This window comes from Arthrobacter sp. ISL-95 (assembly GCF_018613695.1).
In the GTDB taxonomy this organism is placed as follows: Bacteria; Actinomycetota; Actinomycetes; order Actinomycetales; family Micrococcaceae; genus Arthrobacter.
Genome location: NZ_JAGGPR010000005.1, coordinates 126,479 through 151,552 on the forward strand (window position 1 = coordinate 126,479; position 25,074 = coordinate 151,552).

Annotated in this window: 23 protein-coding genes; 10 read left to right on the top strand and 13 right to left on the bottom strand. The window is 62.2% G+C overall.

All coding sequences use genetic code 11. The features are described from left to right. Nucleotides 1–36: 36 nt before the first annotated feature. The 4 genes from J7I86_RS06740 to J7I86_RS06755 are packed head-to-tail and all read left to right on the top strand — an operon-like array spanning nucleotide 37 to nucleotide 3,568. Nucleotides 37–1,263, top strand: coding sequence for an acetyl-CoA C-acyltransferase (locus J7I86_RS06740; RefSeq protein ID WP_214817910.1), 1,227 nt, complete (start codon nucleotides 37–39; stop codon nucleotides 1,261–1,263). Beyond that, nucleotides 1,264–2,085 carry an enoyl-CoA hydratase/isomerase family protein gene (locus J7I86_RS06745; protein ID WP_214817912.1) on the top strand — a complete coding sequence of 274 codons (822 nt, stop codon included), beginning with the start codon at nucleotides 1,264–1,266 and terminating at the stop codon, nucleotides 2,083–2,085. Then, nucleotides 2,082–2,945 (top strand): 3-hydroxyacyl-CoA dehydrogenase family protein, encoded by an 864-nt coding sequence (locus J7I86_RS06750; protein ID WP_214817914.1) that lies wholly within the window; start codon nucleotides 2,082–2,084, stop codon nucleotides 2,943–2,945. The genes J7I86_RS06745 and J7I86_RS06750 overlap by 4 nt, the downstream gene beginning before the upstream one ends. Nucleotides 2,946–2,971: 26 nt before the next feature. Further along, the gene (locus J7I86_RS06755) at nucleotides 2,972–3,568 is read left to right on the top strand and encodes a GNAT family N-acetyltransferase (protein WP_214817916.1); all 597 of its coding nucleotides are present in this window, start codon (nucleotides 2,972–2,974) and stop codon (nucleotides 3,566–3,568) included. 96 nt (nucleotides 3,569–3,664) lie between these two features. On the opposite strand, the gene J7I86_RS06760 is transcribed toward J7I86_RS06755, so the two are convergent. From J7I86_RS06760 to J7I86_RS06785, 6 genes are all read right to left on the bottom strand, one after another. Continuing rightward, entirely contained in the window at nucleotides 3,665–4,798 is a 1,134-nt protein-coding gene (locus J7I86_RS06760) for a Gfo/Idh/MocA family protein (protein ID WP_214817918.1), read from the bottom strand. Further along, nucleotides 4,795–5,568, bottom strand: a complete 774-nt coding sequence (locus tag J7I86_RS06765) for a ThuA domain-containing protein (protein ID WP_214817931.1) — start codon at nucleotides 5,566–5,568, stop codon at nucleotides 4,795–4,797. Before J7I86_RS06765 ends, J7I86_RS06760 begins: the two co-directional genes overlap by 4 nt. Nucleotides 5,569–5,599: 31 nt before the next feature. Beyond that, nucleotides 5,600–6,457 carry a carbohydrate ABC transporter permease gene (locus J7I86_RS06770; RefSeq protein WP_214817934.1) on the bottom strand — a complete coding sequence of 286 codons (858 nt, stop codon included), beginning with the start codon at nucleotides 6,455–6,457 and terminating at the stop codon, nucleotides 5,600–5,602. Between the two features lie 7 nt (nucleotides 6,458–6,464). Beyond that, on the bottom strand, nucleotides 6,465–7,454 hold the full coding sequence (locus tag J7I86_RS06775; RefSeq protein WP_214817937.1) for a carbohydrate ABC transporter permease: 990 nt from the start codon (nucleotides 7,452–7,454) through the stop codon (nucleotides 6,465–6,467). Between the two features lie 11 nt (nucleotides 7,455–7,465). Further along, entirely contained in the window at nucleotides 7,466–8,701 is a 1,236-nt protein-coding gene (locus J7I86_RS06780) for a sugar ABC transporter substrate-binding protein (protein ID WP_214817941.1), read from the bottom strand. A gap of 101 nt (nucleotides 8,702–8,802) precedes the next feature. After that, nucleotides 8,803–9,825, bottom strand: coding sequence for a LacI family DNA-binding transcriptional regulator (locus J7I86_RS06785; RefSeq protein WP_214817944.1), 1,023 nt, complete (start codon nucleotides 9,823–9,825; stop codon nucleotides 8,803–8,805). 233 nt (nucleotides 9,826–10,058) lie between these two features. On the opposite strand from J7I86_RS06785, the gene J7I86_RS06790 reads away from it, so the two are divergent. Next, on the top strand, nucleotides 10,059–10,781 hold the full coding sequence (locus J7I86_RS06790) for a tyrosine-protein phosphatase (RefSeq protein ID WP_214817947.1): 723 nt from the start codon (nucleotides 10,059–10,061) through the stop codon (nucleotides 10,779–10,781). A 134-nt stretch (nucleotides 10,782–10,915) separates the two neighbouring features. Next, complete coding sequence (gene paaZ / locus J7I86_RS06795) at nucleotides 10,916–13,015, top strand: phenylacetic acid degradation bifunctional protein PaaZ (protein WP_214817955.1); 2,100 nt, start codon at nucleotides 10,916–10,918, stop codon at nucleotides 13,013–13,015. Nucleotides 13,016–13,394: 379 nt separating this feature from the next. Here paaZ and J7I86_RS06800 read toward each other — a convergent pair whose 3' ends face one another. From J7I86_RS06800 to J7I86_RS06810, 3 genes are read right to left on the bottom strand one after another with little or no spacing between them, the layout of a single operon-like run. Continuing rightward, nucleotides 13,395–13,997: a TetR/AcrR family transcriptional regulator gene (locus tag J7I86_RS06800; protein ID WP_091470557.1), complete on the bottom strand. Its 603-nt coding sequence runs from the start codon at nucleotides 13,995–13,997 to the stop codon at nucleotides 13,395–13,397. 37 nt (nucleotides 13,998–14,034) lie between these two features. After that, complete coding sequence (gene paaK / locus J7I86_RS06805) at nucleotides 14,035–15,384, bottom strand: phenylacetate--CoA ligase PaaK (RefSeq protein WP_214817958.1); 1,350 nt, start codon at nucleotides 15,382–15,384, stop codon at nucleotides 14,035–14,037. 7 nt (nucleotides 15,385–15,391) lie between these two features. Next, nucleotides 15,392–15,862, bottom strand: coding sequence for a hotdog fold thioesterase (locus tag J7I86_RS06810; protein ID WP_214817971.1), 471 nt, complete (start codon nucleotides 15,860–15,862; stop codon nucleotides 15,392–15,394). Between the two features lie 108 nt (nucleotides 15,863–15,970). Here J7I86_RS06810 and J7I86_RS06815 point away from each other — a divergent pair, with 108 nt between their 5' ends. After that, nucleotides 15,971–16,549, top strand: coding sequence for a GNAT family N-acetyltransferase (locus J7I86_RS06815; RefSeq protein WP_214817974.1), 579 nt, complete (start codon nucleotides 15,971–15,973; stop codon nucleotides 16,547–16,549). On the opposite strand, the gene J7I86_RS06820 is transcribed toward J7I86_RS06815, so the two are convergent. Both J7I86_RS06820 and J7I86_RS06825 read right to left on the bottom strand, forming a co-directional pair. Next, on the bottom strand, nucleotides 16,542–18,095 hold the full coding sequence (locus tag J7I86_RS06820; RefSeq protein ID WP_214817985.1) for a bifunctional diguanylate cyclase/phosphodiesterase: 1,554 nt from the start codon (nucleotides 18,093–18,095) through the stop codon (nucleotides 16,542–16,544). The two genes, J7I86_RS06815 and J7I86_RS06820, sit on opposite strands and share 8 nt — an antisense overlap. Nucleotides 18,096–18,097: 2 nt before the next feature. Continuing rightward, entirely contained in the window at nucleotides 18,098–19,150 is a 1,053-nt protein-coding gene (locus J7I86_RS06825; protein ID WP_214817987.1) for a hypothetical protein, read from the bottom strand. Nucleotides 19,151–19,257: 107 nt separating this feature from the next. On the opposite strand from J7I86_RS06825, the gene J7I86_RS06830 reads away from it, so the two are divergent. Continuing rightward, complete coding sequence (locus tag J7I86_RS06830) at nucleotides 19,258–19,428, top strand: hypothetical protein (RefSeq protein WP_017199100.1); 171 nt, start codon at nucleotides 19,258–19,260, stop codon at nucleotides 19,426–19,428. A gap of 200 nt (nucleotides 19,429–19,628) precedes the next feature. Here J7I86_RS06830 and J7I86_RS23075 read toward each other — a convergent pair whose 3' ends face one another. Continuing rightward, on the bottom strand, nucleotides 19,629–21,272 hold the full coding sequence (locus J7I86_RS23075) for an ATP-binding protein (RefSeq protein WP_214817990.1): 1,644 nt from the start codon (nucleotides 21,270–21,272) through the stop codon (nucleotides 19,629–19,631). A gap of 218 nt (nucleotides 21,273–21,490) precedes the next feature. Between J7I86_RS23075 and J7I86_RS06840 the strand changes: the two genes are divergently transcribed. Beyond that, a complete protein-coding gene (locus tag J7I86_RS06840) occupies nucleotides 21,491–21,874 on the top strand; it encodes an STAS/SEC14 domain-containing protein (protein WP_214818003.1) in 384 nt (127 codons plus the stop codon). A 19-nt stretch (nucleotides 21,875–21,893) separates the two neighbouring features. Next, nucleotides 21,894–22,706, top strand: coding sequence for a class I SAM-dependent methyltransferase (locus J7I86_RS06845; protein WP_214818006.1), 813 nt, complete (start codon nucleotides 21,894–21,896; stop codon nucleotides 22,704–22,706). Nucleotides 22,707–22,768: 62 nt separating this feature from the next. Here the strand turns inward: J7I86_RS06845 and J7I86_RS06850 are convergent, their stop codons facing one another. Continuing rightward, entirely contained in the window at nucleotides 22,769–24,988 is a 2,220-nt protein-coding gene (locus J7I86_RS06850) for a S9 family peptidase (RefSeq protein ID WP_214818008.1), read from the bottom strand. Nucleotides 24,989–25,074 lie beyond the last annotated feature (86 nt).

Sequence of the window (25,074 nt, forward strand, 5' to 3'; positions counted from 1 at the left end):
CGGGCCGGCCCCTTTCACTTCGCGAAGGATGTTCTCATGGTCGAGGCTTTTCTTGTTGGCGGCGCACGTACGCCTGTAGGTCGCTACGGTGGGGCACTGTCCTCCGTCCGCCCGGACGATCTCGCAGCGTTGGTGGTCCGGGAAGCAGTGGCGCGCGCCGGCATCGATCCTGACTCCATTGATGAGGTGATCCTCGGCAATGCAAACGGTGCGGGCGAAGAAAACCGGAACGTGGCCCGAATGGCTACCCTCCTGGCTGGACTTCCCCTTCACATCCCCGGCATCACGGTGAACCGCCTTTGCGCATCGGGCCTCAGCGCGATCATCATGGCCAGCCACATGATCAAGTCCGGAGCTGCGGACATCGTGGTGGCCGGTGGTGTTGAGTCCATGAGCCGTGCCCCGTGGGTGCAGGAAAAGCCCACCACGGCGTTTGCCAAGCCCGGCCAGATCTTCGATACCTCCATCGGCTGGCGCTTCACCAATCCGCTCTTCAGTAAGGGTGAGCTCTCCCGCGACGGCAAAATGACCTACTCCATGCCCGAAACGGCGGAGGAAGTGGGCCGTGTGGACAACATCTCCCGCGAGGACGCTGACGCCTTCGCGGTCCGCTCTCACGAGCTCGCACTGGCCGCCATTGCAGGCGGTCGCTTCAAGGATGAAATTGTTCCCGTCACGGTGAAGACCCGGAAGTCAGAGACCGTGGTGGACACGGATGAAGGTCCCCGCGAAGGCACCACCATGGACGTCCTGGCCGGGCTGCGGCCGGTGGTTCCGGGCGGATCCGTGGTCACCGCCGGCAACTCTTCCTCGCTCAACGACGGCGCCTCGGCCATCATCGTCGCCTCCGAAGCCGCCATCACGAAGTTCGGCCTGACGCCCCGTGCCCGCATCGTCGACGGTGCCTCGGCAGGATGCGAACCCGAAATCATGGGCATCGGTCCCGTCCCCGCCACCCAAAAAGTCCTGGCACGGGCCGGCCTCACAGTGGATCAGCTGGGCGCCGTTGAACTCAACGAAGCGTTCGCCACGCAGTCACTTGCCACCATGCGGCGGCTCGGGCTGAACCCGGACATCGTCAACAACGACGGCGGTGCCATCAGTTTGGGGCACCCGCTCGGTTCCAGCGGCTCCCGCATTGCCATCACGCTGCTGGGCCGCATGGAACGGGAACTCGCCTCCACTTCCGGGCCAAAACTCGGATTGGCGACCATGTGCATCGGCGTGGGACAGGGCACCGCGATGCTGCTGGAGGGCGTGTAAATGACACTGGATCCTCAAGTCTTCACCACCCTCCTGCTCGAGGAACGCGAGGACCGTCTCACGGTTCTGCTGAACCGTCCCGAGGTCCGTAATGCGATCGACCAGACCATGGTGGACGAGCTTCACATGGTCTGCGCTGAGCTTGAGCGGAACCCGAAAGTGCTGATCCTTGCAGGCACGGAAGGCGTGTTCGCTTCCGGTGCAGACATTGGACAGTTACGTGAACGCCGCCGGGATGATGCCTTGCAGGGGATCAACTCCACGATCTTTGTGCGCATCGCCAAGTTGCCCATGCCCGTAATTGCAGCTTTGGATGGGTATTGCCTGGGCGGAGGAGCAGAGCTCGCTTACGCTGCCGACTTCCGCATTGGTACTCCGAGCGTCCGCATCGGCAACCCGGAGACCGGACTGGGAATCCTTGCCGCCGCCGGGGCGACTTGGCGGCTGAAGGAACTTGTCGGGGAGCCGAAGGCCAAGGAGATCCTTCTGGCCGGTGCCGTGCTCCGTGCCGAGGAAGCCCTGCGCATCAGCCTCATCACTGAAATCCACGAGGCCCCCGAACTGATGGATGCAGCACACAAATTGGCGGACCGGATTGCACGCCAGGACCCTCTGGCCGTGCGGATCACCAAGTCGGTGTTCCACGCCCCGGCTGAAGCGCACCCGCTGATTGACACGCTCGCCCAAGGGATTCTTTTCGAGTCGCAGGCCAAGTTTGACCGTATGCAGGCGTTCCTGGATAAGAAATCGGCCAAAGCTTCGCAAGACAGCGCCGCACCCGCATCAACCACCGCAGACTCACAAGACAGGACCCAAAAATGACCGAAGCTCCCGCCATCCCGCACGTCGTCGGAGTCCTTGGTGGCGGCCGGATGGGTGCTGGAATCGCGCACGCCTTCCTCACCAAAGGTGCCAATGTGATCGTTGTGGAACGCGATCACGAGGCAGCCGCCGGAGCGCAAGACCGCGTTGCTGATGCCGTCACCAAGTCCGCCGCCCGCGGCACCCTGAACGAATCTCATGAAAAAGCGATGTCCCGCTTCAGCACCTCCACGGACTACGAGTCGTTCATTCATTGCGGCCTCGTGGTAGAGGCAGTGCCTGAGGACTACGACCTCAAGGTCAAAGCGCTGAAAGCTGTTGAGGAACACCTCTCCGCGGATGCTTTCCTTGCCTCCAACACGTCCTCGTTGTCCGTGACCGGCCTGGCCAACGAACTCCGTCGTCCGGCCAACTTCGTGGGCTTGCATTTCTTTAACCCGGTGCCCGCCTCCACCCTCATTGAGGTGGTGCTGGCCAAGGAAACGTCTCCCGAACTCGCTGAAGCGGCGAAAAACTGGACTGAGGCACTCGGCAAGACCGCCGTCGTCGTCAATGACGCTCCCGGCTTTGCCTCTTCAAGGCTCGGCGTTGCAATCGCGCTTGAGGCGATGCGCATGGTGGAGGAAGGTGTGGCGTCCGCAGAAGACATCGATGCCGCCATGGTCCTGGGCTATAGGCATCCCACCGGTCCGCTGAAGACCACGGACATAGTTGGCTTGGACGTTCGGCTGGGCATCGCCGAATACTTGCACTCCACGCTGGGCGACCGTTTCGCTCCGCCGCAGATCCTGCGGGACAAAGTGGTACGCGGAGAGCTTGGGCGGAAGACGGGCAAGGGCTTCTTCGACTGGAACGACTAGAGCCCGGGGCCGGTTAGGCTAACCGGGTGACTTCTATTGAACCCATCACCCTGACCGGAAAATTCGTGACGCTGGAACCGTTGAGCCACAAGCACCATGACGGCCTGGTTGACGCAAGCCGCGACGGCGATCTCTGGAAGCTTTGGTACACGTCCGTGCCCACCCCGGAGGGCATGGCAGCTGAAATCGATCGCCGCCTGGGCCGGCAGGCAGAAGGATCCATGCTGCCTTTTGCGACGCGCTCCAACGTCACCGGCAAGCTCATCGGCATGACCACTTACATGAATATTGACGCCCAAACGCCTCGCTTGGAGATTGGATCCACGTGGAACGCTGCGTCGGCGCACGGCACAGGAACCAACCCGGACTCCAAGCTGCTGCTCCTGCGGCATGCCTTTGAATCACTGGGCTGCCCCGCCGTGGAATTCCGCACGCATTGGATGAACCAGCAGTCCCGTGAGGCCATTGCCAGGCTCGGCGCCAAACAGGACGGAGTGCTTCGAAGTCACTCCCGCAGCAAGGACGGCGCCCTCCGCGACACCGTGGTGTTCTCCATCCTTGAACATGAATGGCCGGCTGTGCGCAACGGTTTGGAGTTCCGTCTGGCCAAATACGGCGCGTAGTCCTTGTGCGCGTGCCGAGGGGTGAGCTCTCGGCTGAAAGCGCAGGCTATACCCCCGAGATCTAACCCCTCGGCGCAGGCTAAGAGCGCGTGAACGTCACAACGCCACGCTTTCGCCGGCCAATGCACTCCGAACCGAGGTCCACGACTTCAGGACCTCCAACACCGCGGGGTCGCGCTCAGCCAGGATGGCTTGTTGGTACGAGTCCTCCAGCAGCGAATCCACGGAAACCCGGGCGCCTGTGGAGGCACTGAGAATGGCGGCCTCCACCATGGCCAGGCTCATGATGTTCCGGTGAACCCGTCCCATGGGCGTGCTTCCCGTACGCACAGCGGACACGAAGTCCCGCAAGGATCCGGCAATTTCCTGGCCCCGGTCCTCAGAACCCACGGCATCGCTGGTAGCAGGAACAGAAGAGACGGGCTCGTTGTCGCCGTCCCACAAAACAGTTCCGTGCTCACCGCTGATCCGCCACGACGCATTCCACGAAGTTTCCTGGCCGGGGCTGCACCAACTACCCGTGAACACGAAGCGCTCGCCGCCTGTCATCTCGAAAATGGCGGTGGATCCCGCATCTCCGCGGTACCAACTCCAGGAGGGGTTGTACTCTTCGCAGAATACGGACACGGGGTCGGCGTCGAGCAGGAAGCGGGCCATGTCGAACTGGTGGATGGCCATGTCCAGCAGGAGCGGGTGATCCATGGCGTCACGGAATCCGCCGAAGTGCGGGGCCTTGAAAAATTCGGCAGAGACGGTGCCGACGGAGCCCAGGCACGAAGACATGCGTTTGGCCGAGAACAGGTGCCGGTTGTATCGCCGGGACTGGCTGACCATGAACAGCTGACCGTGAAGCTCCGCCGCGGCCGCCAGGGAAAGGCCCTGTGCCACAGTCGATGCCACCGGCTTCTCACCGAGGACCGGCAAGCCAGCGGCCAAGGCTTCGGTGGTGACCGGATGATGCGCGGCAGGTACGGTGACGTTGATGACTGCCTGGGCTCCGACGTCGGACGCCAACTGAGCGGTACCGGCACCGACCGGGAGGTCGGGTCGATCCAAGGATGCCGCCGCTTCAGCGGCTGCCGTGAGGTCCAGGTCAACGATGCCCACGAGCTCAACCGACGGCGATTCCTCCACCGTTCGAAGCCACGCGCGGCCCATGCCCCCGGCACCTACAACAACGACGCGAAGGGGAGTGCCGTCGTCGGGAATGGTAGCGAAAGGCGTGCTCACGCGTTGGCCCCCTGGTAGCTCTTGCCGTTGAAAAAGTCGCCGGTCTCGTAGCGCAGCAGCTCGGGTACGGCGCGTTCGGCGCGGTCGGTGACGGCCCATTCCACGGCGTTGGCGATCACGCGCCGGACGTCCTTGTGGTGGTAGACGGGGTAGTCCTGGTCACCGGGGCTGAAGAAGAAGATTTTGCCGTGGCCCCGGCGGAAGGTGCAGCCGGATCGGAAGACTTCGCCGCCGCTGAACGAGCTGATAAACACCAGTTCCTCGGGCGTGGGGATGTCAAAGAATTCGCCGTACATTTCCTGCTGCGGAATCTCAATGGGGTGCGGGATGCCCTTGGCGATGGGGTGGGTGGGATCCACGGTCCACACGAGTTCGCGGTCCTGCTCGGAGCGCCAACGCAACGTGCAGGAGGTGCCCATGAGCTTAGTGAAAATTTTGGACCAGTGCCCCGAATGCAGCACAATCAGGCCCATTCCGGCCAGGACGTGACGGTGGACGCGCTCCACGATCTCGTCATCAACATCTGCATGGGACATGTGGCCCCACCAAGTGAGGACGTCGGTGTCGGCGAGGACTTCTTCGCTGAGGCCGTGCTCAGGTTCGTCCAGGGTTGCGGTCCGGACCTCGACGGCGGCACCCAGGTTCTCGTCGATGCCCGCCTTGATTGCGCCGTGCATGCCGTCCGGGTAGAGGCGGGCCACCAGTTCGTCGCGCTTCTCGTGACGGTTTTCGGACCACACGGTGACGTGGATGGGATTGCTCTCAGTCATGATTTCTCCTTCGAAGGTTTGGGAACGCGGTCTACTTGACCGCACCGCCGGTGGTGCCGGCGGCGATGTATTTTTGGGCCGCTACCAGCAGGACGATTGCCGGGATGGAGGCGAGTACCGCCGTCGCCATAACCGAACTCCAGTCGTTTACGTAGGCGCCGATGTACTGGAAGATGCCCAAGGTGACGGGTCGTACGGCTTCGGTGGTGGTGAGGGTCAGTGCGAAAAGGAAGTCACTCCAGGCGAACAGGAAGGTGAAGAGCCCCGCGGTGATCAGGGAGTTCCGGCTGAGTGGAAGCACGATCGACCAGAACGCCCGGAGGTGTCCGGCGCCGTCCACCCGTGCTGCCTCAATCACTGAGGCCGGCATACCGTTCATGAAGGCCCGGATGATGAGGATTGCGAACGGGATGCCGTGAGCCGAGTCTGCCAGGATCAGGCCGGGGATGGAGTTGAGCAGGCCGAGATCGTTGTAGGCGGTGTACAGGGCGTTGGCCACCACGATTCCGGGGATCATTTGGCTGATGAGGATCGCGAACAGGACCACGCCGGCGCCGCGGACCTTGAAGTACGCCAACGCGTAGGCGGCCGGGGCTGCAATGGCCAGGCTCAACGCCACGCTGCCCAGCGAAATGATGAGGCTGGTTCCGAGGTTTCCTGCTTGCTCGTTGATGGCCGTGGCATATCCGGTGAAGTCGGGTTTCACCGGGAACCACGAGGTTTCCAGGGTGGTGCCGTTGGGTTGTAGAGAGGCGTTGACCATCCAGTAGACCGGGAACAGCATGATGGCCAGGAAGAAGATCGCCAGTGCCGTGTAGCCCCAGTTCTTGCGTCCGGTTGCTTTTGAAGCGATGGCCCGGAGCGGGGGTGCTTTCAGTGCGGTTGTCATGGTTTCCTCACTCGTCCACTGCGCGTCGGCTGGCCCTCAGGTACAGGACTGCGAAGACCAGGGAGATGATCACCAGCACGTTGCCCAGGGCTGCACCTTCGCCGAACTTGAATTCGTGGAAGGACAGGTTGTAAGACTGCGTGGCAATGGTCTGGGTGGAGTTTGCGGGCCCGCCGTTGGTGAGGCCCAGGATGATGTCCAGCACCTTGAGCGTGTACACGACGCCGAGCACCAGCACCACGCTCACCACTGGCCGCAGCATGGGCCAGGTGATGTGTCGGAAGGCCTTCCAACCGGTGGCACCGTCCAGGGATCCGGCCTCATACAGTTCGTCCGGGATTTCCTGCAGGCCGCCGTAAAGGATGGTCAGGTTGAACGGGATGCCGATCCAGATGTTCACGCCCACAACGGCAATGAGCGCCAGTGAGGTGCTGGTGAGCCATGGAATGCCGGTATCGATGATGCCGAGGTCTCCCAGGAAACGGTTCAGCGCGCCGCTGTCCTTATCCAGGATCCAGCGCCACACGGCACTGGAAACAATCAACGGAAGGAGCCAAGGAAGCAGGAGGAGCGACCGCAGGATGCCGTTGAGCGGGAACTTGCGCTGGAAGAAGATGGCCAGCGCAAGCCCGATCACGAACTGGCCAATGATGGAGCCAAGGGTGAACAGGGCAGTGTTGATCAGGGACGTTGAGAACAACGACGACGACAACACTGTGACGTAGTTGGTGAACCCTACCCAAGGGGCTTCTCCGGTGAAAAACGTGGAGGTGGTGTATTCCTGGAAGCTCATCACCACGTTCTTGACTACCGGATAGCCGAAGAACAGCGTCATGTAAACCACTGCGGGAACCAGGAAGAGCCATTGGAAGAGGCGCTCGCGGCGTTGACGGGAACGACGCCGGGGTGCCGGCTTTTCGGTGCCGGTACCGTGAGTCTTCGAGGCCTCGCTGGTAGCTCGCCCCTCTGAGTGAGGTAAGTCCGTTGCTAATGACATGGCAGTGCTGCCTACTGTCCCTGGGCTTGCTTGAGGGCATCAGCCGGTGAGGCGTTGCCCGTCAGCGACGTCTGGATGGCTGTGTAGATCTTGGTGGCCTGGGCCGGCCATTCTTCTCCAAGCTGGCCGGTGCGTGCGCGTGCAGTCTTGATCAGCTCCGTGAACGTGGCGAGCTTGGGGTTGTCACTGGCGAACTTGTCCGAGAGCGTGGTCTTGGAGGGGATGGTGTTGCGGGCCGTGGCCATGGCCAGTTGGTTTTCGTCGCTGTTCAGACAGGCAACCATCTCCGCCGCCTTCGCTTGACGTGTCTTGTTGCCTGTCTGCGGGACAGTCCAAACTTCGCCGCCGAGCGGTGCAACGGATGTCTGCCCGGCTTCACGTACAGGGATCTTCACTACGCCGTACTGAAGCGTGGGCTGCTTGTCCAGGGCCGGGATCTGCCAGGGCCCATTGACCATCATGGCTGCCTTGCCGGCAAGGAACTGGTCTTTGACATCAGCCTGCGTCCAGTTGAGGGCGGATGACGAGACCGAACCGCTCTTCACCAGATCCGTCCAGAGCTGCAGCGCCTGCTCGGTCTCTTTGGTGTCGATCTTCTTCTCATCGCCGCCGTTGGACCACATGACGGGAAGGAACTGCCACGTGCCCTCGTAGGTGGGGTTGGCGTTGAAGGCGAGTCCGTACTGGTCTCCGGCAGTGAGTTTCGCCGAGGCCGCCTTGAGTTCATCCCATGTTGTAGGGGGAGTGACGCCGGCAGCGGCCAGGATGTCCTTGTTGTAGAACAGGGCGATGGTGTTCACTGTGGGTGCCAACCCGTAGACCTTGTCCTTGTAGGTGCCGGCACTCAGCACGCCTTCGGCGAAGTTCTCCGTGCTGACTTTGAAATCGGCCAGGGGAGCCAGGGCACCCGTGGCTGCGATCTGCTGGAGGTCCGGGTTGTCCAGCATGAGGACGTCCGGGAGTGTCTTGGAGGAGGACTGCTGGAGAACCTTGGAAATGAGCGACTTTCCAGGAACGGTCTCACGCTTGACGGTCACGCCCAGCTGGGTGCCGCACTTGGTCAGGGCATCGCCGATGAAGGACTTGTCCGGCTCGTTGTTGTAGTAGTCCATCACGGAGATTTCGGTGACAGCCTCGGAGGATGACGCGGCCGTGGAGGAACCGCAGCCGGAGAGGGCTAAGGGCAAGCCGACCAGGGCGGCGACGGCCAATGCGAGCGGACGGGATGTCCTCTGTGCTGACTTCATTGTCTGTTCCTTTTTTCTGGGAGTCGATTTATCGATGCGTATCGACGATGCGTATCGATGAGTTCGGAATTGGAGGTAGAGCAGGAGATTACAGAAGGGCCTTAGCTGCCGTGGGGTGGGCGGAGCGTGCTAGCGCGGTGCGTAATGACCGTGGGTACCAGTTCCAGGGATTCGTGTGGTCCCTGGTTCTCGGTTTCGAGGAGGTCGCAGATGATCTTCACCGCGCGGCGGGAAACTTCTTTCGGGCGCAGATCGATGGTGGAGAGCGGGACGGGCTGTAGTTCGGCCAGAGTGGGAGAGGCGCTGCCAATAACGGAGACGTCCACGCCCGGAGTCAGGCCTCGCGCTGTTAGAGCTCGGCGGAGAATGTCCTGGATGGTGCGGTCAGGTGCAATGAAGGCCGGTACGCCTTCTGTTGCGGCCAGTGCTTTGTCCACGGACTCCGAGATGATGGCAACATCTGCACCTCCCGGGAAGTGATGTACTGCCACTCCCAGTGATTCGGCAGCCGTGTCCGCTCCACGCATAAATCGGTCCACGTAATTGACGTGCCGATTCACCACGGCCGGTTGCCATTCAATAATCGAAACCACGCTGTGGCCGGCTGAGGCCAAGTCGCGGATGCACTGGTCCCCTGCCATTTCGAAGTCGGCGTCAATGCAGACCAAGCCGGACGGATCCCGGGGGATACCGATCAGGAGTACCGGTACGTTCAGCGTCCGGGCGACAGGGAGCCGTTCATCTTCATCTTCCACCTGCATGAGGATCAATCCGTCGCAGATCTGCTGACCCACAACACGACGAAGCCCGGCGGCCCCTTCGTCTTCGGTGACCAGCAGGATGTCGTGATCGAATTGTCTGGCGGTCGATGCGATCACCGAGACGAACTCCATGAGGGAGGCCATTTCCAGTTCCGGGATGAACGGAATGACCAACCCGATCACGCGCGTTCTGCGCCCGGCCAAGGCGCGGGCGCCGGCATTGGGCTGGTAGGTCAGTTCCTCAATTGCGGCTTCCACCTTTTTCCGCGTCTTCTCGGAGATGGGCCGCTTGCCACTCAAGACGTAGGAAACTGTGCTTTGAGCTACTCCCGCGGCCTGGGCGACGTCTTTGCTGGTGGGCATGCCCTGACCTCCTTGTGCTCTCTGCTGAACAGTTCCTGCGACTTGTCGATGCGTATCGTCGATGCGCATCGAGTATGAGTATGACATGGGTCACTCAACCTCCGCAAGACCCACCTCCCACCCTCTCTCACATCCCTCGTGCTTTCGCGCCACCCTCTCTCACTTCCCTCGTGTTTGCCCGGGACGCTCTTCCACCTCCCGCCCTATGGCGCCAATGTGCTTAGCTGGCTCCTATGGACGGGACCAATTCAGCTCACCAAGGCGTCCAGTGGGACGGTGCCGTCAACGCTTGGCGAATCGCCGGGGACGTTTACCGTATGGGTCGCCACGAATGGGTTACCGAGTCCGGCTGGCAGCAGATGTACGACGACGGCGTCCGCACCGTGATCGATCTCCGCGCCTCGCGCGAGCGGCGGCAACGCGACACCGACCCTCAGGTGCCGGACGAGGCGAAGGCGCGTATCGACGTCGTGCATTGCCCTACGGAAGATCCTGACCATCAGGATTTCAGCGAACTTTTCGGCCCGTACCTCAAGGATCCCGCCCAGTATGGGGATTACCTCGAACTGTTCGCGGACAGGATCGCGGCGGTCTTCAAGGCCATTGCGGCCTCGCCCGGCAAGGTGGTGGTTCATTGCTCCGCGGGCAGGGACCGCAGCGGGGTGATCGCGGTGATGCTGCAACGATTGGCCGGCGCCGGTGATGGGGAGATCGTGCACGGATACGAACTTGCAGCGCGGGGGATCAATGAGCGGCATCGTACGCATGGGGCGCCGCACGCCCACGATCCTTACCTGTCCGCCGACGATCTGGAGGCGATGCTGACCGAGCGGCGGGACAGTCTGCGAGCCTTCCTTGCGTCGTTGGACGTCATCGGGTTTCTGACCGCCAACGGCGTCTCGGATCCGGAGCTGGCCGCCGTCCGGGCCAAGATTGGAGCGGTCAGCGCAGACTAAGCCAGGAAATTCCTGCTGTACTCCACGGGGCATTCATGTAACCTGTATATATTACCGAACGGCCGGTCAGTAATGTTGGCTTCAGTCAGCAGGGACCGTGCCGATTTCACGTGCCTTGGAAGGACCCGTCGACGATGACCACTACCGCAGTCGCCCCGGAAACCACAGCCGTTGCAACCGTACCCAGCTACGTCCAGGATGCCTGGTGGACGCCGGCACCCGACGCCAGGACAGTCCCGGTCCGTGACGCAAGCACTGGCGAAGTTCTGGCCAACGTCAGCACCGACGGACTGGACCTTGCCGCCGTCGTAAATTACGGCCGCACCACCGGCCAAACGGAACTGGGGAAGCTGACGTTCCACCAGCGCGCGCTCAAGCTCAAAGAGCTGGCCATGTACCTCAACGGGCGCCGCGAAGAGCTGTACGAATCCTCGTCGCAGAGCGGTGCCACCAAGATCGACAACATGATCGACATCGACGGCGGCATCGGCGTGCTCTTCACGTTCGGCTCCAAGGGCCGCCGCGAACTGCCCAACTCGCAGGTTGTGGTGGACGGTCCCATGGAGACGCTGTCCAAAGACGGATCGTTCGTGGCCGAGCACATTTACACCCGCATTCCCGGCGTCGCCGTCCAGATCAACGCGTTCAACTTCCCGGTCTGGGGCATGCTGGAGAAGTTCGCTCCTGCATTCCTCGCCGGTGTCCCCACCATCGTTAAGCCGGCAACGCCCACGGGTTATGTTGCCGCCGCAGCCGTCAAGGCAATGGTTGAGTCCGGCATCCTTCCCGCGGGCTCGCTTCAGCTGATTTCCGGTTCCGCACGCACCATCCTGGATGAGCTCGACTACCGCGACCTCGTGTCCTTCACAGGCTCGGCATCCACTGCCAATTCGTTGAAGGGCCACAAGAACGTGGTCCAGGGTGGCGTCCGTTTCACGTCCGAAACAGACTCCCTCAACGCCGCGATTCTCGGACCCGATGCCGTCCCCGGCACCCCAGAGTTCGACGCCTTCGTCAGGGCCGTAGTCACCGAGATGACCGTCAAAGCCGGCCAGAAATGCACCGCCATCCGCCGCGTCATCGTTCCGCAGGCGCTGACCTCCAAGGTCGCTGCGGCGGTGGGTGCGCGCATCAACGAGCGAGTGGTGGTTGGAGATCCCCGGGCCGAAGGCGTCACCATGGGCGCGTTGGCGTCGCTGGAACAGCTCGCGGACGTCCGCGCTGCAGTTCAATCAATGCTCGACGCCGGTGGTGAGCTTGCGTACGGATCTCTCGATTCGCCGTCGGTCACCTCAGTCGGTGGCACTGTCGGCATGGTGGAAGACGGAGCGTTCATGTCCCCGGTACTCCTGAGCTGGGCTGACGCCGAGGCCGAAGAAGTGCACTCGTTGGAGGCATTCGGGCCGGTTTCCTCGGTGATCGGGTACTCGGACCTTTCCGACGCCATCCGCTTGGCGGCCCGCGGCTCCGGATCGTTGGTGGCATCGGTCTGCACCAACGATCCCGCTGTTGCTCAGGAGCTTGTGCTCGGCATCGCTGCCCACCACGGACGTGTTCACATGCTCAACCGTGAAGACGCCCGCTCATCCACCGGCCACGGATCCCCGGTCCCGCACTTGGTTCACGGCGGTCCCGGCCGCGCCGGCGGGGGCGAGGAACTGGGCGGCATCCGCTCGGTCATGCACCACATGCAGCGCACAGCCATCCAGGGTTCGCCCAACATGCTCACTGCCGTAACAGGTCTTTGGCACGCCGGCGCGGACAGGAACTTCACTGTGGAGACCGAGGGGGAGCACCCCTTCCGGAAGCACCTGTCCACGCTACGAATCGGCGACGCCGTGCGTTCGGATCTCCGTGAGGTCAAGCTTGAGGACATCACCTCCTTCGCCAACTCCACGGGCGACACGTTCTACGCGCACACCAACCAGGAAGCCGCTGAAGCCAACCCGTTCTTCCCCGGCATTGTGGCCCACGGGTACTTGCTCCTGAGCTGGGCTGCCGGACTCTTTGTGGAGCCCGCGCCGGGCCCCGTGCTGGCCAACTATGGCTTGGAGAACCTGCGCTTCATCACCCCTGTTGCAGCGGGCGATTCCATTCGGGTAACGCTGACAGCCAAGAAAATCACGCCTCGTGAGACTGACGAGTACGGCGAGGTAGCTTGGGATGCCGTCCTGACCAACCAGAACGACGAAATCGTGGCCACATACGACGTCCTCACCCTCGTGGAAAAGTAGCCCTCTCTCACGTCCCTCGGGTTTGGGCGGGTCCCTCTCTCACGTCCCTCGGGTTTGGGCGGGTCCCTCTCTCACGTCCCTCGGGCTTGAGCGGGTCCCTCCACACAACGACGAAACGCTTTTTCACAGTATGTGGGAAGGCGTTTCGCGCTTTTCTCATACATACCTGGACCGTGAAGCGGTTGGTGTCGCCGGTTGCGTTAGGTGGTGTTTGGCATGCGTCCATTTGCGCCGACAGCAATCGGGCGAACCCCCGCAACCGTTGATCGGACGCTTCCTGGAGGGCCTGCACGACGGCGGCACCTCACGTTGGCCGGGCACGCCACCTTTAGGGATGTGAGAGATGGTTGCCCGGAAGGGCTTGGGATGTGAGAGAGCGTCAGGCGGCCGTGTGGAGGCCGTCGAAGGCCATGGTGATGACGTCGTCGGCGAGCTTCTCCGGGGACAGCGAGCCGCCGGGCTTGTACCATTCCACGATTGAGTTGATGGTGCCGAACAGGAGGCGCGTGACGGTCCGGGGATCGATGTCCTGGCGCAGCGACCCGTCTTCCCGGGCAGCGGCAATCAGCTCGGCCACCTTGTGGTCGAAGGCTCGACGACGTTCCAGGGCGTCGCGCTCGATCTCCGTGTTGCCACGCAATCGCAGGAGTAGGGTCACAAAGGGCAGCCGGTCCACCAGTACGGCGATGGTCTGGCGCAGCACGAACTCCAGCCGCGCGTCGGCAGGCCCGGACGTGGCGGCGGGTTCTTCCAGAATGGCTTCAAGGCCACCCAACGCATGGTCCAGGGCGAGCTTCAGAAGATCGCCCTTGGACGGCACGTGGTGATAAATAGCTGACTTCGAGATCCCGAGATTCTCGGCCAGGATGCCCATGGACGTTGCGTCGTACCCGTGGCGGTTGAAGACGTCGACGGCGATGCGGAGCACCGACTGCTGGTCATAACCGGGCCGTCCGCGCTTGGTGGTGGTCTCAGTAGGCATGCTGGCATTTTCTCACGATCTCAACGGTGGAAGGCGCTCAGCCCTTGGGCCGCATGTCGTAGATCCGGCGAAGTTTGCCGTTGGACCGCTCGAGGGAACCGGGCTCAACCACGTCTACTACGCAAGATGACCCGACGTGAATCTTGATCTGCTCCCGCAGGGTGTGTGCCGCCGTCGTGCCTGCCTCGGTGGGGACGTTCTCGCGGCGCTCGATCTTGACGGTCAGCGAATCCATGCGTTTGCCCTCGGGGCGGGTGATTTCGAGCTGGAAGTGCGGGCTGAGTTCGGGGATGCGGAGGGCGATTTCCTCGATCTGTGACGGGAACAGGTTCACGCCGCGGAGGATGATCATGTCGTCGCTCCGGCCGGTGATGCGGCCCATGCGGCGGTGGGCGGGGCGTGCCGTGCCTGGGAGCAGGCGGGTGAGGTCCTTGGTGCGGTAGCGGATGATCGGCAGCGCCTCCTTCGTCAGGGACGTGAAAACGAGTTCGCCGGGTTCGCCGTCGGCCAGGACGGTGGAGTGATCGAACGGATCGATAATTTCGGGGCGGAAATGATCCTCCCAGATGTGGCAGCCGTCCTGCGTTTCAACAGCTTCGCCGGCCACGCCGGGGCCCATGACTTCGGAGAGTCCGTAGATGTCCGAGGCCTTGATGTTCATGGTGGTCTCGAGCTCGTGGCGCATTTCTTCGGTCCACGGCTCGGCGCCCAGGACAGCGTATTTGAGCGACGTGGACCGGGGGTCGATGCCTTGGTGCTGCATGGCGTCGGCGATGGTGAGCAGGTAGGTGGGCGTGGCCAGGATGGCGTCCGGCTTGAAGTCCTGGATGAGCTGGATCTGACGTTCGGTCTGGCCGCCGGAGATGGGAATGACGGTGCAGCCGAGTGCTTCGGCGCCGGCGTGCGCGCCCAGCCCGCCGGTGAACAGGCCGTAGCCGTAGGCGTTGTGGACCTTCATGCCGGGGCGGACGCCGGCGGCGCGGAAGGACCGCGCCACCAGGGTTGCCCAGTTGGCGAGGTCGTTCTTGGTGTACCCCACCACGGTGGGGCGGCCGGTGGTGCCGGAGCTCGCGTGGATACGCGCCACCTGGTCCTGCGGGACGGCGAACATGCCGAACGGGTACTCCAGGCGGAGGTCTTCCTTGGTGGTGTACGGGAATTTGCCGAGGTCGCTCAACTCGCGGAGGTCTGTGGGGTGCACGCCGGCTTCATCGAACTTCCGTTTGTACAGCGGCACGCGATCGTAGGCGTAGGCCACGGTGTGTTGGAGGCGCGTGAGCTGCAGGGCCTCCAATTCGTCGCGGGAGATGGTCTCTTCACGGTCCAGCACGGCGTCGGTTGCCTTGGATGAGATAGCTGTGGGTGCGGCCACGGTGTTCTGAGTCATGGGGTTCCTACTTCTTGGAGATGGTGCGGCTGCGGCCACGGAACTCGGCGATGAGTTCTCCGCTGGTCGGATCGGAGGAGGTCGGATCGCTGGCGTCGGGCGAGGCCGCGTAGATCTGGATGTCGTAGAGGCCGCTTCGGCCGGTGCTCGCACGGCGGTTTGCGACGGCGGTAATCACCTGGCCTTGGAACGCGGGCTTGATGAAGTTGATGTCGACGCCGGACGCCACCGTAATGTTGGCGGCTTGCTTGGGCGTGGGGTTGGCGGGGTTGCAGGCCAGCGCGAAGGCTGTGTCACCGAAGGCGAAGATCATTCCGCCGTGGGCCATACCGAATCCGTTGAGCATTTCCTGGCGGAGGTGCATGCGGATGGTGGCGTGGCCGTCGTCGAGCTTGAGGACCTCGATGCCCATCCATTCGGACGCGTAGTCGTTCGTCAGGATGTGGTGCGAAGCACCGGAGAGGGTTGTTTCAACCATGCGTCATTGCCTCCAGCTTTATTTACCGAATGTTCATTAGGTAATCCCAGATCGCGCCACGTGTCAAGACTGGGCCATGATTCGCCCGCACCTAGTAGCCTCGGAGACATGCCCGAAATTGAGCTTCCCATCATCACCGATCGACTCATCCTGCGGCGCTTCGAGGCCGAGGACCTCGAGCGTTTCCATGGATACCAGTCCCTTCCCGAAACTGCCCGTTTCCTTCTGCGCAACGAGCTGACCAAGACCAAGTCCATGGAAGTACTGGGCCGTTACGCCAACTTCGAGTTCAACCAGGAGGGCGACTGGATCTGCCTGGCGATCGAGCGCAAGGATCACCCGGGTCTGATGGGCGAGGTAGTGCTGAAGTGGTTGGAGGGGACCGGGCAGGGTGAGCTGGGCTGGATCCTTCACCCCGAGGCGCGCGGCCACGGCATTGCCACCGAAGCCGCGGAGGCTGTGATGAAGCTTGCCTTTGAGAAACTGGCCTTCCACAGGATTGACGCCAAGCTGGATGCACTCAACGCCGGTTCTGCAGGCATTTGCAAGCGCTTGGGCATGAGGCTTGAGGCAACCCTGGTGGACAACTGGCACTACAAAGGCCAGTGGGCTACCGAGAACATTTACGCGATGTTGGACTCGGAGTGGCGCACAAGACACCACCCGTGGACGCGGACCATCAACTGACGGGCCAGGTTTTGTGGTGCTTCAGTTGCTCGGTCAGCTGCGCTTCGGGTAGTGGCCGGCTGAAGTAGTACCCCTGGCCGCTGGTGCAACCAATGCTCAGCAGGTAATCGGCTTGCTCCGCGCTTTCGATTCCCTCCCACACGGCGGCCAATCCACAAGCACGGATCAGTTGCAGGACAGCAACCAGAAGTGCCGGCTGGGCGGGGTCGCTGCCCAAAGCTGAAAGCAGCGTCCGGTCCACCTTGACCGTGTCCACGGGCAGTTGGCGCAGGTAACTGATGGAGGAGTAGCCCGTGCCGAAGTCGTCAATTTCCAAGCCCACTCCCAGGCGCCGCAGGCTGTTAAGGGTGTAACGGTCAAGGTCGTTGCCTTGGATGACGGCGCTTTCGGTCAGCTCTAAGACCAGGAGCGACGGATCCAGATCGGCTGAAGCCAAGGCCTCGCGTACGTCCTCAATGAACTCCAACCTTTGCAGGTCCGCCGCGGAAACATTGATGCGCATGCTGAAGTTGTGGCCCGACGTCAGCGGATCGCTTCGCCATTGCTTCAACTGCTCGACGGCGGTGCGGAGCACCCACCCGCCCAGATCGGAAATCATGCCCGTTTCCTCGGCGATGGGAATGAACTCGTCCGGCATGATGATCCCACGGGTGGGGTGGTTCCACCGGACCAGGGCTTCCACGCCTTCAATCTCGCGGGTGTCCAGCCTGATGATGGGCTGGTAGTAGAGCACCAACTGGGAACCGGTGATCGCCTCTTTGAGTTCACCCACCATCTGGTTCCGCATTTGCCGGGCCAGCAGCATGTCCGGTTCGAACACCTTGAGCTTGCCGCGCCCGTCCGCCTTCGACTCGTACATGGCGATGTCCGCTTCTATCATGAGCTCTTCGGCCCGTTGGCCAGGCTCGGCCATGCGGAGGCCCATGCTGGCCCCGCAGCGGAGATGCTGGCCCTCAATCTCCATCACACCCACCACGGCGGCGAGGATCCGGCTGCCGATGGCACTGGCCTCCGCGGGTGTCACACCCGGAAGAAGAACGGCGAACTCGTCGCCGCCCATGCGGGCCACCATGTCCTGTTCCCTCACCGCCCCGCTGATGCGGGTGGCCACTGTTTCCAGGACTTTGTCACCGATGGTGTGCCCCAGGGAATCGTTGATGGCTTTGAATCCGTCCATATCCAGCAGGAGGATCGCCGGCCGTTTGTTGCCTTGCTCCCCGGTCGCTTGGGCTTCGCTCAGGGCGGTGGCGAACGCGGAGCGGTTGCTCAGGCCTGTCAGGGGATCAGTCATAGCCATGTGCCGCATGGCCAGGTGAGCCTCGTTGAGCTGTCGGGTCCTGGCCTGTACTCTCTCTTCCAGTTCTTCGTAGACGATCTGGAGATCTTCGGCCAAGAGGTTGGTGCCCATGATCACGGCGTCAATCTCATCGCGAGCATCCGAGACAGGGATTCTGGTGTTCAGGTCACCCGCGGCTAACCTGACGATGCCCTCAAGGAGCAGCCCCAGACGGGGGTCGTTCGCGGAATACGATTCTGCGTCAGGCATGTTCACTCCCCGTGTGGCCCGCTCCGGCGCCCGACGCTCTGCCGAAGATGCTCGCGGACGGCCGCACTGCGCTCAGGTAAGGCCGCTTGTTCGAAGAGTTTTGCTGCTTTTTCGAAAGCGACAACGCTTTCATCAATTCGTTGGGATGCCAGCAAAGTCCGGCCGAAAAGGAAATGAGTTTCGGCGGACGTTTGAGTGGCCAGAATGGATGAGCGGGTGCAAAGCGGTTCAAGGATCGCCAAGGCTTCCTGCATATCCCCGGCGAGATAATTCCAATGGGCGCGGACCAAGGACATTTCCAGATGATCCCGCTCGGATCCGCCCACAATGTCCGTGGCGAGCTCTGCCCTCTCAATGCAGCGAAGGGTGGCCGCATCAGCGACTTTTGCCTGCAGTCGCATTTCGGCGGAGGCGCGGTTGAAGCGTGCCCATAAATCAACGTCCTTTGACGGTGAAAGCCTTTCCGCAGCAAGATCGTGATACCGGCCCCCATCCGTTACCCGGTCTGCCAGGAACGCTACGTTGCCGATCACCCAGTAACCCTTGCCCGCGGTGTCTTCATCAACGTCATCGGTAATCAAAGTTTCCAAAACAAGACATTCCCGCCATGCATCATCCAGCAGCCGGCTCTCAGCCAGGGCGGCGATCAAGGCGCGCTGGGCCAGGACGTGAACGTAGAGGAGATCAGGGTCCGTGGCGGCGAGTTTTGCCGCGTCGGCTGCCATGGTTGCTGCTTCGGCCAACCGGCCGAGGCCTTGCAGCCCAATGGCCACCATGGTTCCTGCTTTGGCACCGAGCTCCGGGGAGGAAACGGTAAGACTGTGATCATTCAGGGCGGAGGCCAGTGCCAGGTATTCTTCGATGTTTCCTTGATCGCGGAGGCACTCCGCCTGCAAGTAACGCATGTTCCACCAGGCGGCGTCGTCGCCGGCGTCGCGGGCTAGCCCGGCAGCCTCTGCAGCCAGCCTGAAAGCTTCGTCAAAATCCCGCGCCTTCCATTTAGCGCGTGCGTTGAGTCCGGCAACAAGGTGGGGGGCCAGGTGGGGACTCTGCATGTGCCCATTATCCATGTCAACGCGGAAGAAAAGCTCGTATAGTTTGCCCCGTGACTTTATTCAAGTCACAGTCAACAAATTCGCATCAGTACGAAAGGGCATAGCGGATGAAAAAATTTGCGGCAACCCTGCTCATGGCGGCGGTTCTGGCAGTAACCGGATTTGCTGCCCCGGCCAATGCCGAGCCTACGCAGGACAGCACGGCAATCGGCTGGTGGCCGAACAGCACCACCACAGGTAAGACGAACACCACCAGCATCGGTTGGTGGCCGAACTAAACATTGGGGGAGCGCCTCTCAAGGCCTCTTGAGCTGAATTGATGCCCCGGGCTGCTGCCCGGGGCATCATTTTTGTTTCGCCGGATGTCGAGCATTAGTGACTGCCGCCTTTCTAGGGCCCGGCATTGACACGGATGTCACAGCCGCAGCGCGTGGCCGCTCGGCCGTCGGGGTGCCGCCTGCCGCCACTGCCAAAGAATCTACGGGCCGCCCACCGGCAGTTCCACCGACACCGTGGTTCCGGATCCCAGGGTGGAGTCGAAGATCATGCGTCCCATGTGGCGGCTGATGATGTCGTTGGCTATTGCCAGCCCCAGTCCGCTGCCGGGCACTGCCGCTGAGGTGGCATTGGAGGCGCGGTAGAACCGGGTCAGGATGTGGGGGAGATCGTGCTCCGGGATGCCCAGGCCGTTGTCGGCAATCCGGACGAGGGCTGCGGGACCACCATCCTCGGACGCTGACATGGCGCTGGTGATGCCAACGCGGCCGCCCTCCGGAGTGAACTTGATGGCGTTGGCCACGATGTTGGTGAACACCTGTTCCAGCTTGGCCTCATCTGCCGTGACCTCAATGTCCTCGGTGGCCTCCGTGAAGGATACGGAGACGTGGCGCGATTCTGCCAGTGGCCGGAGCGTTGCCACCACCACTTGGAGGAGTTTGTCTATGTCAACCGGCTTGAGGTCAAGGTTGCTGCCGTCCTGCATAGAGACTGTGAGCATGTCCTCGATGAGCCTGCGCAGGCGGTCCGAGTTCCGGGCAATGACTTCCAACATTTTTCTGATGCCGTCCGGAACCGGACCGCCGGAACCGTCCTGGATCATATCCAGGTACGCGGTGATGGAGGTCAGAGGGGTCCGCAGCTCATGGTTCACGGTGGCCAGGAAATCCGTTTTCGCCTTGTCCAGTTGCCTCAACTGATGCAGGACCCGCTGTTGGGCGCTGATGAGGTGGCCTTGGATGAGGCCGTGGGCTACGTTCCCGGCAACGTGCTGCATCAAGGCTATCTCCGGGCGGGTCCAATGGTGAGGTTCCTGCACGGTGGACAAGAGGATGATTCCCATGGCGGAAGCGCCTTCACCAACGGGGATCAGCACAGTGGATACAGGCTTCAGTTCGCCGGACCATTCCATCAGAGCCTTGGCGATCTTTGAACCGGGGTCTTCCCGGTGGTCCGCCACGGCGAGGACGTCGGCGTCGGCCCACAACCTGTTGGCGGTCTCGGCGATGACGTTCTCGCTTTCGCCCAAGCGGGCAGGCAGCAGCGGAAGGCCCGGACGGTTCCATTGCGCGCGGATACTGGGGACCCGTTCATCGCGGAAGGTGGCAAACCACACGTGGTCCACGCCCAATGCCCGGCCAAATCCTCGAACCACGTGCTCTGCGATCAGCTGGGGCTCGTTGGTCTGCCGGATTGCCGACGAGACGTTGCGGAGGCTTTCCCGCAGTGCTTCGATTTCTGCACGGGAGCGCGCACGTTCGCGTGCACGTCCAATCAGGGTTTCAACCCGGTGGACAAGTTCCCCGGGACGCACCGGGCTGATGACGTAGTCCGCTACATGCCAGGACTCCACTTCTTCCAGGTCCACGGATTCCTGCTCATCCAGAAGCAGCAGCACCGGGACGCCGTGGCTGCCTAGTCCGTGGGCGAGGGAGTTCTCTGCCACCACCGCTGTGGGGCGGTGCTGCTGAAGATGCAGGGCCATGGAGGCAGTGTCCGTGGCAGGAAAAACCCGGAAGCCCACAGCTTCAAGCGCGGATGTAGTGGCCGCCAAGCGGTCATGATTTGAGTCCGCCACGACAGCTGAACGCGAGGCATGCTGTTCCCCGGCAACGGTCTCGCCCACTGAGCCCCTTCCGATCCACCATTCGTCCGCGATAATTCAGGATTTGGCAACACACTATCAGCGGCATCGGGGCCAGTGGCCGCCCGAGTGGAAATGGGCTTTTTGAGTCGTGGGACACATCTTTACTTTGGCTCCGGGATTAGACAGCCTTGGGGGAGTGGCTGTGGGGGACCCATTCCGGTTTTCCTTGCAGCTGTCCTGAATGTGCGAGGAGAATTGTGGATCACCCAGTTACACCGCAAGACCACCAAGAGGTGACGTTCGAGTTGAAACTCGAAGAGCCCGGAATCCTGCGCTTGACGTGGCCGCGTGGCGCCAGGATCAAGGAACCGGACGCTCAGCGGGCCATGGACAAGGTCAATGAACTGTGCGGAACGGACCGGCACCCCATGATTGTTGACATGGCAACTACGGATGACGTCACCAGGGGCGCCAGATCAGTCTTTGCTAAACCTTGCCAGGCTTCCCGGATCGCCCTCTGGGGCTCGTCCCCGGTGGACAGGGTCATTGCCAACTTCTTCCTGGGCATTATGAAGCCGCCGTGCCCTACCAAGTTCTTCACCTCCGAAACAGAAGCACTGGAGTGGCTGGTGGAGGGCTAACCCCCCATATATTTGGAGGATGTTCTCCGCGCTCAAAAAGTACCTGCTGATCCCCCGGCTCATCAGGCTATCCTCGGCAGCCCCCAAGGACCCGCTCACGGCTTGGGACAGGTACTGGGGCAATGTCCGTTCAACCGGTGCTACCGGCGATGTTTTGTGGGATTCGGGAAGCGCCCATGAACTGACCGGCTACCTTCCCCTCTTGAAGCAGTTGGATCCCACTATCCCCATAGTGGATGTCGGGTGCGGCAACGGCAGTTTTACCCGGCTTTTGGCTCAACATTTTCCTCACGCGCTGGGTCTGGATTACTCCGCCAACGCAGTGGACCGCGCCCGGCGGGAGGCATTGGGAATCACGACGGCGTCGTTCGCCGTGTGCGACATGACGGCACCTGACGCCGTGCGGACTGTGGAAACGGCGCTCGAAGCTGCGGGCTGGACCGGCAACGCAAACGTCTTCATACGTGGGGTTCTGCACGTATTGGACCGCAGCGGCCGGTTCGCTTTGGCCGCAAACCTCCTTCCCGTCGTCGGGACCCGCGGTGGCGTTTTCCTGGCCGAGACCAACTTCCCGGGCACCCCTGTGGACTACGTCAGCCACCTCGGTGCCACACGAAAGTCAATTCCCACGCCGCTTGAGGGTGCCATTCGGGGACTGCCGATGCCTGGCCGTTTCGGTGCCGCGCAACGGGCCAAGACCTTCCCGACGGCGGATTGGAACCTTGTGGAGGAAGGCTCAGCGAGCATCGAGACGCGCCCGTTGAGCAATCCGACGTCTCCGGATCTCATTCCGGGCTACTACGCTCTGCTCCGGGCCCGCCGCCAACACTGAGAATTTTGTTCAGCTGATGCCCTTCACCGGGCTCCATGAGGGCATCAGCTGTACAAAAATTCCTACTTCAGTCCGGCGCCTGGCAGCAGTTCCTTGGCTCCGAGGGAATCGGCGATGAACGCGTAGTCCCATGCCCGCTCGCGCCACTGCACGTACCGGCCGGATGCACCGCCGTGGCCACCGTCCATTTCGATCTTCATAACGATCGGCTCGGAACCTGTGGACGCGGAGCGCAGCGCCTGGACCCACTTGGCCGGCTCAACGTACAGCACCCTGGTGTCATTGAACGACGTCACGGCCGCGATCTTGGGGTACGCCGCAGCCTTCACATTCTCGTACGGAGTGTAGGACTTCATGTATGCGTAGGCCTCCGGGTCCGTGATGGGGTTGCCCCATTCCTCCCATTCCAGGGCGGAGAGCGGAAGCTCGGGATCCAGGATGGTGGTCAGAGCATCCACGAACGGCACCTGCGCCACCACGGCAGCATACTTTTCCGGGGCCATGTTGGCCACTGCGCCCATGAGCAGGCCGCCGGCGGATCCGCCCATGGCAGCAATGCGCGAAGGATCAACCCAGCCGGAACCTGCAAGCCAGTCCGTTGCTGCAATGAAGTCCGTGAAGGTGTTCTTCTTGGTGAACTTCTTGCCGTCCTCGTACCAGGTGCGTCCCAGTTCACCTCCGCCCCGGATGTGGGCAATGACCATCACGATTCCGCGGTCCAGGAGGGACAAACGGGCCACGCCAAAGCCCGGATCCATGCTCATTTCGTAGGAGCCGTAGCCGTAAACCAGCCCGGCGGCTGTGGCGTCCTGCCCTACCGACGCGTGGCGCAGCACTGACAGCGGGACCCGTGTGCCGTCGTCGGCCGTTGCCCATTCGCGGGTGGCCACGTAATCGGCTGCCGTGTAGCCGCCCAGCACCGGGCTCTCCTTGCGGAGCAACAACTCGCCACGGGGCTGTTCTGCAGTAGGCAGGACGAAGTCGTAGACGCGCGACGGCGTGAAGTACGAGGTGTACCCCATGCGGATTACCGGGGCTTCGTAGTCAGAGCCTGAAACGCCTGCAGTGTAGAGCTCCTCATCAAAGGCAGGTTCCACTGGCGCCCCTTGAGCCGCTGTGCCCAAACCGTTCAGCGGGAGCACCTGCACGCGTTCAATGGTGTCCTTGCGAACGGACAACACCAAGTGCGTGGACGTGACGCCCGCGCCGTTGACGCGAACATCCTCGGAATGCTCGACGACGGTACGCCAGTCCTGCTCGGCCAGCGGCTTGGTGAGTTGGGCCGGGTCCACCAGGCTCACCATCGAGTTGATGGCGTCCTTGTTGTGGGTGAGGAGCAGCGTTTCCTTGCCATCAAGCAGGAAGGGCTCGGCCTCGTAGAGCACGTGGTGATCGCGGGAAATGACGGTGCTGAGGCCGGCGTCGTAGTCGCCAAAGCGGAGCAGCCGCGTTTCGCTGAACTCGGAACAGCCGATGCTGAGCACCAGGTGGCGACGGTCCGAGGAAAGGTCGAAGCCGAGCCACATGGCGACGTCGTCCTCCTGGTAGATGACTTCGTCCTCAGCCACAGGAGTGCCCAGAAGGTGGGCCTTGACCAGGTAGGGCCGCCACGAATCGTCCACCACGGTGTAGAAAAGCCTGGTGCCGTCCGGGGAGAAAGCCACCCCGTAGAAGATGTCCTCAATGACATCCGGGAGGAGCTCACCGGTGCGCAGGTCCTTGATCCGCAGAGTGAAGCGCTCGTCTCCGGAGTTGTCCACTGCATAGGCGTAAAGGTTGCCGTCAACGGTCACGGCTGCGCCGCCCACGCTGAAGAATGGCTGGCCCTCTGCTTCAACATTGCCGTCCAGGAGCACCTGCTCGCCGGGAAGCTCGACGCCCGCTTCCACGGCCGGGGGAGTCCAGTCCGCCACGGGATGGCCGGTGTTGTTGGCCAGGACACGGCACTGGATGCTGTACTCCTTGCCCTCCACGGAGCGGCTGTAATACCACCAGCCGTCCTTGCGGCTGGGCACTGACAGATCCGTCTCCTGGGTGCGGCCCTTGATCTCCTGGAACATGGCTTCACGGAGCGGTTCCTGGTGTGCCGTGACCGCCTCTTGGTAGGCGTTCTCCGCCTTGAGGTGATTCACAACCTCGGAGGATTCCTTGTCCCTGAGCCACTCATAGTTGTCCACGAACACATCGCCGTGATGTTCGCGGCGGCTAGGGATCTGCTTGGCGACAGGAGGCTGGAGAGTTGGTTCCTTGGCAGCGGCAGGCGCGGAAGAAGTGTGGCTCATGTGGCCACTCTATAGACGGGCTCTGACACAGAACCAGCAATTTCGCTCAGAGCCGCCCGGACCGCATGCAAGCTGGGGGAGAGTCC